Here is a 15,972-nt window from a genome sequence, read left to right on the forward strand (position 1 = left end):
CCTTTTTATCTTCTATAATAGTTGTATAGTTACTTACTCTCCTTTAACAAGACTAATAGCTTTTCAGCTTCTGCCATAATAGTATTGTTGTCCTGAGAAGCAAATAACAGGTTATTTTTTAATCCTGTGAGAGTTTCGTTGGCATTAGACTTAAGAATTGGATCCTGAATCTTTTTAAGTAACTCTTCCGCCTCTCTCAGTTTTTCTTCAACCTTTTCAGTTTCAACCTGAGGTTCCTCTGGTTCCGATGGTGATTCTTCTTCTGATTCCTCTGGTTCTTTTGGTTTTGGAGATTCTGCTTTCTCATTTTTCGGTTTTTCTTCGCGAGGTTTTTCCTCCTCAATTTTTTCTGTCTGAGGTTTCTCTGTTTGATTGTTAGCAGCTTGACTATTGTGGTTTCTTTGAACATGATCGCTCGCATTGCCCCAACCACTATCTGAATGCGGACGTTCGTTTGGATGTTCAACATAATACTTCACAGTTTCAAATAGCTCTTCTAAAGTATACCCCTTAGGTGCCTCATAAAGTCCTTCGTCAAACCACTCAAATTTGATGTTATGGTAATGGTCATAATGAGGTATAATCAAACTTCCATTTTTAACTTCCACAGTATGTTGGAGATTGTAAGGCATACGGTCAAGTGGTACCTTCTTAGCTGCTTTTACTCGATTGTAAATCGCTTCTGCTCCCTTAGCCTCAGAATTTCCTGAACTTTGATTATTTGTTGAAGGAGGCGTCAAACCTTTCTCTTTAGCATAAGCTTGACCTGCTGCTCTTTCAGCTTCAGATAAACTTTCTTTCTTAATCCAATGACTGTGGCTCATATGCGGAGTTACATAGGCATCCCCCTCATCACTTGTGATATCACGGGGGTCAAAGATATAGCCATCTTCTGTTGTATACTTGCCTGCCAACTTGGCTACTTGAATCTCATCATCTGTGTAAGCTATTTGTGCATTTGGTTTTCCTAAACGTTCTGGATGACGAATCGGCGCTAGAAAAGCAAGGACATCATCAACTAACTTGACTTTATCACTTGACTCATCGTTGAGACGTTCCAATAGTCTATCCAAACCGTCAAAATCAGCTTTGCGCCCTTTATTGGAAATCAAATCTTGATGAACTGCTGCTAGTAAATCATAAACTTTGTTGTAAAATTTTTGATCACCAGATACAAGATTGGTTTTCTTAGCTCCTAACTCATGAGACAAACTTTCTTGTTTAGCAAGTTTATCATCAATGGCTGCAACAGTTTCTGCTGAAAGTTCCTTGGCAAAAATATAACGCAAAATTCCATTCTCTTCGAAGACATAACCATCAACCACCTTTCGAATCGCCTGTTTTACCAATTTTCCATCAATTGGATTGCTTGGAGCTGGTTGAGGATTTGGTACAGGTTGTGGACCTGGTATTGGGGTAGGCTCTGGAGCAGGGATTGGATTTGGAAGACTTGGAGTCGGAATTGGTTTTAATTCTTTACCACCTGCAGTTGTATGATTTCCTTGATAATTTTCAGAAATCATTCTCGCAATCTTCTGCTCTAAATCAGACATTTGAGAATAAGGGATAAAATGATAGTGATCCCCATGAGGAACTGCAACACCATTCGCAGTTTTTCTTGTAATTTGCGCTGGATCAAAGACAAGCCCATCTGATTCCACATGTCGTTGGCTGAGTGGCAAGGCATAAAGTTGTTTCAAAAGACTAGATACGTCTTCACTTGGACTTGCTTGATAACTATTATCCACTTGTGGGCTAACACTTGGGGTCCATCTTCTAGTATTTGCCTCAACATTGCTTTGATTCGTTTGTCTATATGTACTACTATTCGAAGCATCTGATGAGCTGCTAGAAGAATTTGTTGACGGTCGATACCCAACTGAGCTTGTTTGACCACCTTTAGCGGATAGGAAGGCTTGGGCCGCAGCTAATTCACTGGAAGACAAGTCACTCTTTGGAATATAATGGAAGTGATTGCCATGTGGAACGATGTAAGCATCGCCAGTATCCTCAATAATATCACTTGCATTAAAAACATAGCCGTCATCCGTTGTATAACGTCCCTGAGTCCTTGCTAAGGTAACTTCATTGCTAACTTTTGTTCCACTACCATGTCCGTGTTCTTGCTTCTGACGATTAATCTCATCCTTACTACGAATATTCTCTGCATGGGATGCATCTTTGAGGTATACATAATAGCGACCATCAACCTTAATGACATAACCACCCTTGACTTCGTTGACAATATCCTCATTTCGAAGTTGATAATTCGAATCCTTCATCAAAAGTTCTTCGCTGATAATAGCATCATAAGGAACCTTGCCATTAAAGTAATGATAATGGTCTCCATGTGAAGTTACGTAGCCTTGATCGGTAATCTTAACGACAATCTGTTCAGCATTAATCCCCTCTCTCTGACTAATCTCATCAGGCGTCAGATTTTCAGTCTTAGCACTAGCCTGATTCCCTTCTATATAAGACACACGATTAGACTCTTTGCTAGTCTGTACCGCTTGGTAACGCCCCAATTCATAGCTGGAAAGGCTTAAGGCTAAAAGAGCTACCGAACCAAGAACATATTTTTTATTGATTTTCATCTAAACACACTTTCTATTTTCATTTATTCGTTAAAGAAGAACTATACTTTTCCTAAAGAACATCCTTAACCGGTTAAATATCGATTTAGAAAAATAACTCACTTTTAAAACTCCTTCTATTTTCTATATTTCAAACAAGATTTGAGCGAGTGAGTTACCTCTTTATGTGCTTAACCAGTTATTTAACTAGTTAATAGTTTACTCCTATAACATAAATCTGTCAAGAAAATTTTTAAAATTTTGGTAAAAAGTAGATAAAAAAGAGGAATATCCCCTAGTATGAGATAGATTCCTCTTTATAATATTTTAGTGTTGAAATGGCATAAAATCCGAAACAAAGAAAATGTTATCCTTATCTTCTGCGTTTACAAAATTTAAAAATAGCTTTTGAAATTCTTCAAATTCATAGTCTGAATGACAAATCCACTCCTTACCAGTCGAGACATACCATTTTCCAAGACTTGCAAGTTGCTCCTTGGTCAAGGATGGTACATGAGAGCAATGTTCAAAGTTAATAATATAAACTTTTTCATAGATTGATTTGATAAAATCTTTGAGCATAAACTTTCCTCGCTTAAATTCTATACCTAATAACTAGTTGTACTATTCAATCACTTGGGTCTCAGCTAGTTTTTTGTACCAGTGAGCTGATTTCTTTGGATAGCGTTCTTGTGTTTCAAAGTCCACATAGAAGAGACCATAGCGTTTTTCATAACCATTTGACCAAGAGAAGACGTCCATGAGAGACCAGATGAAGTAGCCTTTGACGTTTGCCCCATCCGCTATCGCATCGGACAGAACTTCCAAGTGTTGCTTCACATAATCAATCCGTCCATCGTCATAAACCGTATTGTCCATAAATTCATCTTTGTAACCAAGACCATTTTCTGTGATGTAGATTTTCTTGTAGTTTGGATAATCCTTTTTCACGCGCATGATTTGGTCGTATAATCCTTGAGGATAGATAATCCAGTCCCAGTCAGTACGAGGTACATAGTCAGGAGCTACACGACGTCCAACACCTTTGATTTGGTATTTAGAGCTTCCTTTTTCTCCTTTACCATTGTGGATGATCTCAGTTTCACCATCAAAGGCTTCCATCCAGTCACTCATGTAGTAGTTAATTCCGAGGAAGTCATTCAAATCTTTAGCTGCTTCAAGCGCTAAAAAGTCTTCGTCACGAAGATCTAGGCTACCACCATTTATTGATAAAATGTGGTTGACCCCTTCCATGGTTTTTTCAGAATAATGACCAAGATAAGTTGCATCCAAGATGAATTTATTGTGAATGATATCTTCTAACTCAGCTGCACGAACGTCTGCAGGGTTTTTAGGATCTAATGGATACTTAGTTGGAAGGGCGTGAACAACACCGATTTCACCTTTATAGCCTTTGTCCTTGTACAATTTCACAGCACGGGCGTGAGATACCATCATGTTATGGTGTGATTGGAAAACTTTAGCAAGGTCATACTGAATCCCTGGAGGGAATTTACCTACCAAATATTGACCATCACCGATTGGTCCGATTTCATTGAAAGTAGTCCAGTAGTTGACTTCTGGAAATTCTTCGAAACAGAAGGCAGCATAATTTACAAAGTGTTCGATATTCTCACGATTCAAGAAGTCTCCATTTGAGTGAAGAGCTTCAGGTGTATCAAAATGGTGAAGAGTTACGAACGGTTCTACATGACGTTTATGACATTCTGCAAATAAGTTATGATAGAATTCTACCCCTTTTGGATTTACTTCACCATAACCAGTTGGAAAAATACGTGACCAAGCAATTGAAATACGGATACCGTTTACCCCATATTCCTCAGCTAACTGCAAATCTACTGGATATTTATGGTAAAAATCACTAGCTGGTTCAGCTGTGTACCAATAGTTATCTGCTAGGTATTTGTCCCAGGCAACAGGACCTTTACCATCTGTATGAGTAGCTCCTTCTGCTTGATAAGCAGCTGTTGCGCCACCAAATATAAAATCTTTAGGAAGTGTTTTTGTCATTTTTTCACCTATTTCTTGATTGAATAAAATGAAAAGCGAGCGGAGAGGAGCTAGTGAGCTATCCATCTCCGTCTCACTTCTTGTAGCAAGTCACCGAATTGTGACATGAGGAGGTAAAAACGATATCTTTTTACCGACGAATTAATAAGGCGATTAGGAAATTCGCCATAGCGATTTCCGTAACGATAGGAGACTATTTCAGAGTCCCTATCGTTAATCGAATTGAGCTTGAACAAAGGCTAGAGCACCTTTTCCATCACGAGTCAACTTGATGTATTGAGCTCCTTCAGTCTTAGCCAATTTGATTCCAAGTTTATCTGTTTCAGCCTTCATGTCCTCATAGTTTGAAGCTACTTGAGGAGCAAGGATAACAAGGTCAAATTCTGGCAACATTTCACGGTGAGCACCATAGCCACCAGCGGCTGCCTTAACAGGAACATTGTATTCTGCTGCTGCTTTGTTCAAGGCGTTGGCAAGAAGACCACTTGTTCCTCCACCCGCACAAAGAACGAGTACGTTGGTTTCTTCTGTAATTGTATTTTGTGCTGATTCTAGTCCAGCTTTTTCAAGGATAGCATCAGCTTTAGCAGTATTAAAGTTTGCTGCTACTTTTTCTTTTAATTCATCATTAGCTTTACCTGAACGTTCTTCTTCAAGAATTTGTTCATCATAAACCTTGAGGAATGGATAGTAGATAACAATATCTACTACAATTAATAATGCTGCAAGAGCGAATGATAAGAACTGGAAGTTTGTACCAAGGACAATCCCCAAAGGTCCAGGAGTAACCCATGGAAGGTTGGCAGTAAATGAGTTCATGCCAAGTGTTTCGATAAAGAACTTAAAGATCCATACGTTTGCGATAGGAGCAAAGATGAATGGGATAAAGAAGATTGGGTTCAAAACAAGTGGTGCACCAAACAAGATTGGTTCGTTTACACCGAAGAAGGTTGGAACTACTGAAGCACGTCCGATGGCACGATTACGCTTAGACTTACACAACCACATAAACATGAATGGAACTACAAGAGTTGCTCCTGTACCACCCATAGTGACGATAAACATTTGTGTACCAGATGTAAGGATCTTATCAGCGTGCATACCTTGTTGAAGAAGGTTCAAGTTGACTTCGGCATTTGCATAAGTGATTGCTGCAATCGCAGGTTCAACGATAGATGGTCCATGGATACCAATAAACCAGAAGAATGCAAAAGCACCGAAAATGATCGTAATTCCAACATAACCATCTGCTGCTGAGAATAAAGGCGCAAAGAACTTACCAATTGATTCAGCTACGCTTGCACCAACAAATTGACGAGCGAGCAAGTCAAGAGCATAAAGAGAAACAACTGAAAGCGTAAACGGAATAACGTCTTTAAAGACTTGTGAAATATTCGGTGGAACTTCGTCAGGCATGCGAATAGTAACATTATTCTTCACACAAACCTTATAGATTGCTACAGTCACAAAGGCTGCTAGGAAAGCTGAAAGCAAACCTTTTGTTCCGAGGAATCCTGTTGCAAAGCCACCTTCAATTGGATCAGCTGCTAACATCAGTAAACCAACAATAGCCGCTAATAGCGTTGACATATAGTTGATTTGGTTGGTTTTTTCCATGCTACGGTTAACAGAGTCTGTTAATGATTTAGCAGTCGTACCAGCTAGCAAAAGTGCGAGAATACCCATTGAATAGCTATAAGGTTTCATCAATAGAGCCACTACTTCATCAGACCATTGGAAGCCCCAAGAGTTTGGAACAAAAGCAATCAAGATAAAAATACTTGAGAATAGAATGACTGGCATTCCTGCGATAAATCCATCACGAATAGCACGAAGATAGATATTTCGAGATAGTTTTTCAAAGAAAGGCTTTCCTTTCTCGATATAGGCAATTAACTTATTCATTATTTAGCTCCTCTTTTATAAAGTTCAATTAAATGATGCATCAAATCTTTTAGCAAGATTGTTGTCATCAGGTGATCTTGACCATGCATCATGGTCACGCTATAGGCTAAATCTTCACCTGCAGCTTCCTTTGTTAACAAGCTTGTTTGGGCGTGGTGAGCCTCTGCGATGCAAGCACCAGCTTCCTCAACTAAGCTATCCGCTTTCGCAAAATCACCAGCTTCAGCAGCCTTCAAAGCTTCCAATAGTTTTGAACGAGCATCGCCAGCATAGGCAACAATCTCAAAACCTAACAATGTCACTTCTTCTCTATTCACGATAGATTTCTCCTTATATATTTTTTAGTAAAGCGTTATGACAATAAACGTTGGATGTGTAGAACAAGATAAACTCGTTCACTCTTGTAGAGGTCAAGACCAGTTTCCTGAGCAATGACTTCATAAATTTTACTACCAATCTCGAATGCTTGTGGATACGTAGTCTTTATATGTTTTTCCATATCGAGCAAGGATTGATTATCATCGCGACTACGATCCAGATAATCCAAAAAATAATTTAGATGAATCATAAAGCGGTCGTAAAAATTATTATTTTCAGGTGTTCGCTGGATTTTATAACTCTTCAAAACGCTTTCGACCCTCTTTAAAATTTCCTTTCTCTTATCAATTGACTCAACAACTTCGACTTCATTCTCACCTTCGGCATTTATGAAATGATAAGCGATACGAATGATTTCGTCTTCAGGAAAATTTTCTGTCAGTTTTTGACGATAAATTTCAAAAGCTTCTTGTGCAATTTGAAAAGCGATAGGATATTTGGCAGAAATGTCAGGTAAGTTACTATCCTTATAGCGTCCTTGGCTAATAGCCTGATAAGAACAATAGATATGGTCTGTCAGAGTGACGTATAAATACTCTTGGACAGGATATTGATATTTTTTAGAAAGATTATCAATAATCTCATAAGTGACCGTAATAAAATCAAGCGGTACATCCTTGAGAAGAGCCATAAAGTTTTCTCGCGACTCTTCTGTTTTCATCCGAAAAACTTTTTCAACCTGATCCTCAGAAATCAAATCTCCCTTCTTCTTACCGAACGAAATCCCCTTACCAATTACGATCAACTCCTCTCCCTTGCTATTCCGCACGAGAGAAACATTGTTATTCATTGGATTTAATATCCGATACATGGCAACCTCCTTGCCCTATTATTTAAGTTTTGTGAGCATAAAAAATGACCACAAATGAGTTCAGAAAATATAGCTCTGAGTCATCTGTGATCATGCCTAATATTACTTAGTAACACTCACTTTGTATTAACTTTTGACTTAAGTATAGCACAAGAATGATTTTTTGTAAACCCTAACATACAACTTTTTTTAAAAGTTTTTTAGCTAGGTTTTAGGACATAAAAGGGGGGGAAATTTAGACACGTTCAGTCCATGAAGTAGCTGTTGTTTGAAGTACTTTATTGAGTTCGTCAATGTTCTCAAATCCAGTTGTACGCAACCACTCACGAGCTGCTGCTTCACCGTCTTTGATATAAGCTTCAACTGATCCAGCCCATGTGGCACGTCCACAAAGAACACCATTGAAGTTTGCGCCTGATTCGTGGGCAAAGACAAGAGTTTCTTGGAAGAGTTTAGCGGATACACCTGCACTCAAGTAGATGTATGGAAGGTTAGTTGCTTCGTCTTGCGCTTTGAAGAAAGCAGCTGCTTCTTCACGTGTATGAACGATTTCGCCATCACCAAAGCCTTCAACGTATTTCACGTTAACTGGAACTTCCACTTTCAAGACATCAATGTTAAAGCGTGGGTCTGAGAAGACCTTCATAGCACCGATAACCTTGCGTGGTTTTACTTTAGCGTATTCTGCAGAACCTGCGTCCGCAATCTTTTCATCGTAAGCCAAGATTTCAAGGAAGAATGGAATATCTTCCGCCACACACTCAGAACCAATGCGTTCAATGTAGGCTTGTTTTTGTTGGTTGAGTTCATCAGAGCTATCTACGTCATAGTAAAGCAAGAACTTAACAGCATCTGCACCTTGTTCTTTGATACGTTTTGCAGACCAAACATCCAGGCAGTCTGGCAAGCGTTTTGTACTTGTTGTGTCGTATCCAGTTTTCTCATAAGCAAGGAGAAGACCAGCTTTTGGATCAAGAGCTTTTGTAGCTGGAAGTCCATACTCAGGGTCAAGAAGCATAGATGAAGCGTATTTTGTCAATTCATCTGCTACCAAGACTTTAAGTTCTTCCATTTGAGCTACTGTTGGCTCTTCTGTTTGGTATTGAGCCATGAGGCGTTTCAAAGCACCACGTTGGTCAAAAGCAAGAGCTGAGATGATACCATTCTCATCAGAGAGTTTTTGCATACAAGCGCGTTTATTTTCTGTTAAAACCATTTTATACCTCTTTTACAATTAATTGGTCATATAAACCTTGATAGTTAGCCATATTGACATGACCGGTCATTTTTTCTTGTGCATTAAGCATACCAAGGACATTTGCCTTGATCAACAGTTCTTGATCAGATTCTTTATGGAATAATCCTGAAGCAATACCTGCCACTGTAGAATCGCCAGAACCGACTGGATTTACTACTTGAATTCTTGGAATATCTACTTTGTAGAAAGTGTTCCCGTGTTTGGCAAAGGCACCATTAGCGCCTAAGGAAACGATAATCCACTCGATTCCATCAAATAGTGGTTCTTGAAGGACTTCTTTTAATTCATCCAAGTCTTTAGAAATTTCTCTCCCCAAAAGTTGAGACAATTCTTCATTATTTGGTTTGATAACTGTTGGCTTATGTGGGGATTCAAGAACCGCCTGAAGTGCAGCTCCTGAACAGTCCAAAACAACAGGCTTGCCAGCTTGATTAGCAAGTTCTACCAAGCTCGCATAGTAATCAACTGGAAGACCAGCTGGCAGACTACCTGAGATAGCTACTACCTCTACAGTCTCTAAAAGTTCTTTGAAATGAGCCAAGAAATCTTGACCTTCTTTTTCTTGAACTTCAGGACCTTTTTCTAGGATTTCTGTTTGGTTTTCTCCATGTAGAATTGCGATACAGTTACGGGTTTCACCTTGAATAGAGAAGAAACGTTTGCTTACTTTATCATCAATATTTTCTACTAAAAAATCACCAAGTTTACCACCGACAAGTCCTGTTGCGACTACGGAGTCACCAAATTCTGATAGGACACGAGTAACGTTAAGACCTTTACCACCAGCCGTTTTAGTGACATCCACCACACGGTTGACAGTGTCAATTTTCAATTCATCCAAAGGATAGGAAATATCGATGGATGGGTTCATTGTGACTGTTAAAATCATGAGTCACCTCTTAGTCGTGGTATTCACCGCGATCCCATTTTTCAAGGAATTCTGTAAAGAAGTTGGCATCTGTTTGATGATCGTTATGAGTTTCAACGTGTTGGATTTTAGCGATCAATTTTTTATTTTCTTCAGATGGTTTGTATTCAGCGTTGATGAAAGCTTCAATGATATCGCACATAAGCAATTCACCAGTGATTTTACCACCAAATCCGATAACGTTGGCATTCAATTGTTCTTTAGCGTAAAGAGCTGTTGTCATATCACGAACCAAAGCAGAACGAACACCTGGAACTTTGTTAACAGCGTTATTGATACCTACACCAGTACCACAGATACATACACCAAGATCAGCTTGGCCACTGACTACTGCTTCACCAACTTTTTTACCAAAGATTGGGTAGTGAGTACGAGCGTGGTCATAAGTACCAAAGTCGATGACTTCATGTCCTTTTGATTTCAAAAATTCTGAAACCGCCATTTTTTCATTTGTTACGATGTGGTCACATCCAATTGCAATTCTCATTTTATCTTACCTTTCTTTCGTTATAAAAATTAGCACATTTTGTTCAACATGTCGACACGGATTTGGTGACGACCGCCGTCATACTTACCATTTACAAAGCCTTTAGCAATGTTTTTAGCCAATTCGTCACCAACGAGTTGAGCACCCATAGTAATCATACGTGAGTTGTTGTGACCACGAGTCATATAGGCTGAACGTTCGTCAGATACTTCTGCTGCAACCATTCCCTTGATTTTAGTTGCAACCATAAATGGACCAGCACCATAAGCATCAATGACAATACCAAGATTTTGTTCTTCTTTTTTAACTTCTTCAGCAACTGCAAGAGTTACATCAACGAAGTCTTGACCTTCAGCTGTAACATCCACAACGTGGAAGTTTTCTTTTTCCAAGAAATCTTTAACGACTTCTTTCAATCTCAAACCTGCAGCATCTGCACCAATAACAATAGACATATTGTATACTCCTTTTTTATATAGACCAGTAAAAATTTTTGGGTTCTGGAAAGAAAATGACCATTACCAAGTAGTTACTGGTAGTTTTTGTTGACTATTTTAGTTTAAGAATGATTTATCTAATCACTCTTTGTAACTTCTCCTTGGAGAAATTGGAAGAATAACTTGTTAAAACAAACACAAATTGTTCTTTCTAAACATAATATACTACTATTGTTTAAAAAAGTCAACAGTTTATGTTTGTTTTTGTTTATTTTTTAGAAAATTTCTATATCAAAACCAATTTGATCACTTTGACCTGGATTTAAGATTCGAACATTTCTCTTATCTTCTAGATGATCGCCCTCTTCGAGTGAAGTTGACAAACCTGACCAAGGTTCCAGAGCAAGGAAGGAACCTTTATTAAGCGTTGACCAAACGATGAGGTTTGGAAACTCCTTAAAGTCTAGTTTCAACCCTTTATCATGCTTACGTGACCGTAAGGAAACAGAGCGAGAGGCTAACTCGTCTAAAGTCACAGCATCATAGCTAAAGAAATCATAGTTTAGATCCAATTCTTTTTGGTCTTTTAACCAGCTACTTCTATCTTGAAAATCTAACATCCCTGTTTCTGGGAATGGTTTAGGAACTGTACAAGTTTCTGACTTTTCAAATTCAAGATAGTAGTCTTCATAAGCCTCATCATCAAATAAAGGACAGTTAAAGCCTGGATGTCCACCAATAAAATATGGCATTTTCTTATTTGTTTCCTTATTGGTAACTTGATACTGTGTTCGAATAGTCTTTCCAGTAACAGTATAAGTTATTTCTAGACGAAAATGATAGGGATAATTCTCATACATTTCTTGGTCATCTTCGATAGCAAAGGTGACAGAGTTCTCTGTTTGTTCCACTAATTCAAATTCTTTTTTTCGAACCAATCCATGACGTGGAATTTTACCTGTTACTTGACTACCATCTGCTTGATCATATAAGACAGTATCATTTCTAACGGATCCACAAATTGGAAATAAAACAGGTGCTTGTCCACTCCAGTAAGTTGGATCTCCCTGCCACAAATACTCAATTCCATCTTTGTCTTTTATTGAAGAAAGTGCACCACCAAAAGTTTGAAACTGTACACTTAGCTGTTCTGTTTTTAATTCAATCATTAGAATTACCTCCATTTATTTAAGGCCTAAAAAACTAGGCTGTCGACTCCAGATTTGGAAACTGACAACCTAGTTTTTACAATTTACATTTTTAGGAGCGAATTATTTTGCGTTTGCTGCGTATTCTTCATTACGTTTGATCATTTGTTTTCTGTACCATGCAAAGATACCAACGTAGAATACTAGGAATACTAATGCGCCAAGGATTGCTTTGATATCACCAGTTGTAGCGTTACCAATTGCCCAACCAAATAGTTTTTCGATTGGTCCTTCAAGAGTTGAGTGAGTAATCAATTGAGTTTGGCTTACACCTTCTGGGAAGGCACCTACACCTTTAGCAAGTTCAGTAGCGAATGGTGCGATAAGTGTACCTGAAAGAAGGAAGAGTGGCAACAAGAGGGTTCCGAAGATAATCATACGGAGCAATTTACCACGAGTAACTACCAAGAGAGCTGGAGTTACACCCATTGCGATGATACCAGCTAGTGGCAAGATACCATTTCCGACATTTGAAAGAAGCACTGCTTCAACCAACATGATTGGGGCAAGTACGTTGGCACAAGCCCAGATTTCAGCACGACCAGCGATAAATGGCCAGTCAAGACCGATGTTGAATTTACGTCCTTGAAGACGTTTAGTAGCAACGTTTGTAATACCTTGTGAAAGTGGTTCTACGGCTGCGATAAACCATGAACCGATCAATGAGAAGAGCTCCAAGCAGACACCGGCAGTCAAACCAAGTGACAACCAACCTTTAATAACAAGTTCCCATTTATCAGCACCTTCAACACCAGGAACTGGATGTGGAGTTCCCATCAAACCGATAACGATACCAAGGATGAAACCGATGAAGAATTTAGATCCCCAGAAACCGATTCTCTTGTTCAATTTAGCAGCGTCAAAGTCGTATTTATCAAGACCTGGGAAGAGTTTATCAAAAATCTTATCCAAAACCATGATAACTGGGTTCATCATGTAGTTCATGTGAGTTGAAGTCATTGGTGATGAACTTGGTGCGTTAAGAAGGTCATCAAATGTTGGTTTCATCAAGTCAGAGTTGATGATTTTAAGAACCCCAACAAGGACAACTGCTGCAGTCGCGATGAAGAGTGAAACTCCTTGGCTAACTCCATTGTTGTCAGCGTACCATTTAATCAAAAGACCTGTGATAGACAAGTGCCAGATATCAAAGATATCGACGTCAAGTGTATTAGTTTTCTTCATTGCAAGCATGACAATGTTGACGATCAACATCACAAGCAAGAAGTAAAGTGTCCAAGCTGAACCCCAAGTGATTGTAGCAAGTGGTGCCCAACCAACGTCGGTGATGTTCAATTGAATACCAGTATTTTCAACGAATTTTGCAAGAGAAGCTGAGAAAGCTCCGTTAAGCATTCCGATGATAGCACCGATACCAGTAAGAGCGATGGCAAGTTTGATACCACCTTCAAGCGCCTTGGAGAATTTCACTCCAAAAAGTAGAGCCAATAGTGTCAAAATGATCAGCATGATGATCGGTCCACCCATTTCCAAGATAGGCTTGAACAGCTTATTGGCTAGTTCGATAATGAAATCCATAATTTTCCTCCCTTTATTTTTATGGAATATTTACAAATTAATAATTAGCTTAGACCATGTTCTTTGATAGCTGCTTCAATATTGTCATAGACTGGAGCGCTCATAGCTGGAATACGGAACAAGATTGGTCCTGCTTCAACAACTGGGATACCTGGTTCAAAACCTAAATCAGTAGCAGCGATTGGTGTGAAGATATCATAACCTTTAATCAAGTCTTCATTGACATCTTTTACCATAACAGCATCACATTGAACATCGTACCCACGGTTAGAAAGTTCTTCTTCAAGAGCACTTTTAATTTGGTGGCTTGAGTTAACACCTGCACCACAAGCAGCAAGAATTTTAATCATTTGGATTTCCTCCGTTTTTATATAAAAATTATTAACAAATTAAGCAGTCGCTTCTGAGATGTATTGGAACAAAGCTTCAGGTTCCTTAATCTTAGACAGCGCTTCAAGATGACCATTGCCTGTAAAGAAGTCCATCAACTGTGCAAGAATATTTGTTTGACTTGAACTTGAATTGTTGATGATAAAGAAGAGTAATGAGACTTCTACTTCCTTATCAGGTGCAATCATATTGTGGAACGTTACTGGTTTTTCCAGACGAACCACGACAACATTTTCAGTTAGATTATGAATTGTATCAGTATGGGGAATAGCTACGTTAGGCAAATCCTTCCCTAAAAACTCCATATCCAAACCAGTTGGGAACGATTTTTCACGTTCAATCAAGGCCGATCGATAGGTCTCTGTAACAACTTTCTTTTCTTCTAATATGGTTGCAACTTGATCGAAAAGTTGCTCTTGATTATCTGCTTCTAAGCAAAAGACTAGGTCTTTGTCAAAGAAATGATCTAATCCCATGACCTTCTCCCTTCATATTTAACTTTTATGGTATAAGTATAACACTATATGAAACCGTTGTCAATATTTTTTTGTTGCATTTTGTTTGATTTTTATTTTTTTTGTTTACGAATTAAACATTTAATAATTTCAAACATATTTTTTATAATTTCCTAATAAGTATAATAAAAAAACAGGAATGACTCCTGTTTTCACGATATTAACTCTTTTTATTGGTCCAACTTTCTTCCACCATTGGAAGGAGATTTTTTAATACCTATGGAACACCTTCGAGAGAAACATATCTAAACTTGCCATCATCGGATTTAAAAATCCAGATAATTAAATATTTACCATTCTTAGCAATACAGTTTACTACGTAGGCCTCATAGCCTCCGATAGTTGATTTTGCCTCCCATACCTTGGAGAAGTCTTGACTTTTCTGTTTAGATTCATAAATGCTAGTTAAAATTTGAACAGTTTCAAGCGCAGCGTACTCACTTTCACTAATACCAAACTGCTAAGGTTTAAAGGTATTGAGAGTTACAATATTGACATCCGTCCCATCACAGTACTGAATGCCATCTCCACCTTCGATTTCTTTGAAATGAACCCATGATTTAGGAATTTTCACATAGCCATAATCATCTGAGCCTACTATTTGAGTTTCTTATGTCTGGCTAGATAAGAAAGGCGATGATTAAGTGCCACTGGGCCGGACGTGATTTGCAACCACGAAAAAAAGCCTCAGTATTCGCACTGCTGGTGCTTTTCCATTGCTCATGGCTTAGAAAACTATCACTTTTTCGCAGAATCCGTATAACACATTTACGGAGCAGGTGCAAGAAAATGCGTTTTTTGAGAAGTTCTGACTAAAAATACGTCTATTTATTTTTTATTGTTTTTTATTGTAAAGTAGACCCAACCGAATGAACATAGGTTGTAGAAAGCAAATGAAAAAACTGCAAGGATGATAGATCCTGTATCTAAATAACCTCTTTCAAGACCGTTTTTCAACAACAACAAGCCTGTAGTTTCGACAACGATCAAAAATAAAAATATATAAAAAATTTTCACATTAAGCATATTGTTACCGCTTTCTTTTTATTTGGTTTTATTGTATAATAAAAGTTGAAAAAAATCAAAAAAACATAACCATCCATCTAACGGCTGGTTTGCACCAGAACGCTATAATCCCAAATTACCAGCCAGCGCCTAAAGACGCTGGCTTTCACCTTGTTCAATCCTCATTGCTCTTGACTCGTCACTTGCCTCTTAAAAAGGCGTGAGTATTACTTGCTACTATCCCCTAAAGGGATCCTCATATTCTTTTACACTCAATTTATCTAGTGATAGATCATGCTTTACTTATTTTCAAATTTTCATACTCGTTTAGAAATCATCCACTGGATAATTTATTCACTCTTGAATATATTTCTTAATTGTGGCTTCATTAAGCCCTACTGTACTCACATAATAACCTTCCGCCCAGAAATGTCGATTCCCAAACTTGTATAGTTGATTGAAATAAGATATGAACAAAGAGATTAGGAAAGTCAAATCAATTTC

General features: G+C 38.2%; 14 protein-coding genes and 2 pseudogenes. All 16 read right to left on the reverse strand.

Annotated features, from left to right (window positions below; all coding sequences use genetic code 11):
• Positions 1-29: 29 nt before the first annotated feature.
• Positions 30-2,597, reverse strand: coding sequence for a pneumococcal-type histidine triad protein (locus O3611_RS03340; RefSeq protein WP_371607826.1), 2,568 nt, complete (start codon positions 2,595-2,597; stop codon positions 30-32).
• A gap of 306 nt (positions 2,598-2,903) precedes the next feature.
• Complete coding sequence (locus tag O3611_RS03345) at positions 2,904-3,158, reverse strand: DUF3884 family protein (protein ID WP_371607827.1); 255 nt, start codon at positions 3,156-3,158, stop codon at positions 2,904-2,906.
• 42 nt (positions 3,159-3,200) lie between these two features.
• Positions 3,201-4,607 (reverse strand): 6-phospho-beta-galactosidase, encoded by a 1,407-nt coding sequence (gene lacG / locus O3611_RS03350; protein WP_371607828.1) that lies wholly within the window; start codon positions 4,605-4,607, stop codon positions 3,201-3,203.
• Positions 4,608-4,820: 213 nt separating this feature from the next.
• Complete coding sequence (locus O3611_RS03355; protein WP_371607829.1) at positions 4,821-6,512, reverse strand: lactose-specific PTS transporter subunit EIIC; 1,692 nt, start codon at positions 6,510-6,512, stop codon at positions 4,821-4,823.
• Positions 6,512-6,829, reverse strand: a complete 318-nt coding sequence (locus O3611_RS03360) for a PTS lactose/cellobiose transporter subunit IIA (RefSeq protein WP_049548115.1) — start codon at positions 6,827-6,829, stop codon at positions 6,512-6,514. Before O3611_RS03360 ends, O3611_RS03355 begins: the two co-directional genes overlap by 1 nt.
• Before the next feature lie 35 nt (positions 6,830-6,864).
• On the reverse strand, positions 6,865-7,701 hold the full coding sequence (locus O3611_RS03365) for a PRD domain-containing protein (protein ID WP_371607830.1): 837 nt from the start codon (positions 7,699-7,701) through the stop codon (positions 6,865-6,867).
• A 235-nt stretch (positions 7,702-7,936) separates the two neighbouring features.
• Positions 7,937-8,917: a tagatose-bisphosphate aldolase gene (gene lacD / locus O3611_RS03370; protein ID WP_371607831.1), complete on the reverse strand. Its 981-nt coding sequence runs from the start codon at positions 8,915-8,917 to the stop codon at positions 7,937-7,939.
• Position 8,918: 1 nt separating this feature from the next.
• Positions 8,919-9,848, reverse strand: a complete 930-nt coding sequence (locus O3611_RS03375) for a tagatose-6-phosphate kinase (RefSeq protein WP_371607832.1) — start codon at positions 9,846-9,848, stop codon at positions 8,919-8,921.
• Between the two features lie 10 nt (positions 9,849-9,858).
• Positions 9,859-10,374: a galactose-6-phosphate isomerase subunit LacB gene (lacB, locus tag O3611_RS03380; protein WP_001216925.1), complete on the reverse strand. Its 516-nt coding sequence runs from the start codon at positions 10,372-10,374 to the stop codon at positions 9,859-9,861.
• A 29-nt stretch (positions 10,375-10,403) separates the two neighbouring features.
• Positions 10,404-10,829, reverse strand: a complete 426-nt coding sequence (gene lacA / locus O3611_RS03385) for a galactose-6-phosphate isomerase subunit LacA (RefSeq protein ID WP_000029280.1) — start codon at positions 10,827-10,829, stop codon at positions 10,404-10,406.
• 257 nt (positions 10,830-11,086) lie between these two features.
• The gene (locus tag O3611_RS03390; RefSeq protein WP_371607833.1) at positions 11,087-11,980 is read right to left on the reverse strand and encodes an aldose 1-epimerase family protein; all 894 of its coding nucleotides are present in this window, start codon (positions 11,978-11,980) and stop codon (positions 11,087-11,089) included.
• A gap of 102 nt (positions 11,981-12,082) precedes the next feature.
• Positions 12,083-13,558, reverse strand: a complete 1,476-nt coding sequence (locus O3611_RS03395; RefSeq protein ID WP_371607834.1) for a PTS transporter subunit IIC — start codon at positions 13,556-13,558, stop codon at positions 12,083-12,085.
• Positions 13,559-13,602: 44 nt separating this feature from the next.
• The gene (locus tag O3611_RS03400) at positions 13,603-13,908 is read right to left on the reverse strand and encodes a PTS sugar transporter subunit IIB (RefSeq protein ID WP_000590576.1); all 306 of its coding nucleotides are present in this window, start codon (positions 13,906-13,908) and stop codon (positions 13,603-13,605) included.
• Between the two features lie 39 nt (positions 13,909-13,947).
• Positions 13,948-14,424: a PTS sugar transporter subunit IIA gene (locus tag O3611_RS03405; protein WP_371607835.1), complete on the reverse strand. Its 477-nt coding sequence runs from the start codon at positions 14,422-14,424 to the stop codon at positions 13,948-13,950.
• A gap of 256 nt (positions 14,425-14,680) precedes the next feature.
• A pseudogene (locus tag O3611_RS03410) lies at positions 14,681-15,073 on the reverse strand (hypothetical protein); the annotation flags it as partial.
• Between the two features lie 632 nt (positions 15,074-15,705).
• A pseudogene (locus O3611_RS03415) lies at positions 15,706-15,927 on the reverse strand (transposase); the annotation flags it as partial.
• Between the last annotated feature and the right edge of the window lie 45 nt (positions 15,928-15,972).

Origin of the sequence: Streptococcus sp. 27098_8_91 (assembly GCF_041432385.1) — a bacterium.
Lineage (GTDB): Bacteria > Bacillota > Bacilli > Lactobacillales > Streptococcaceae > Streptococcus.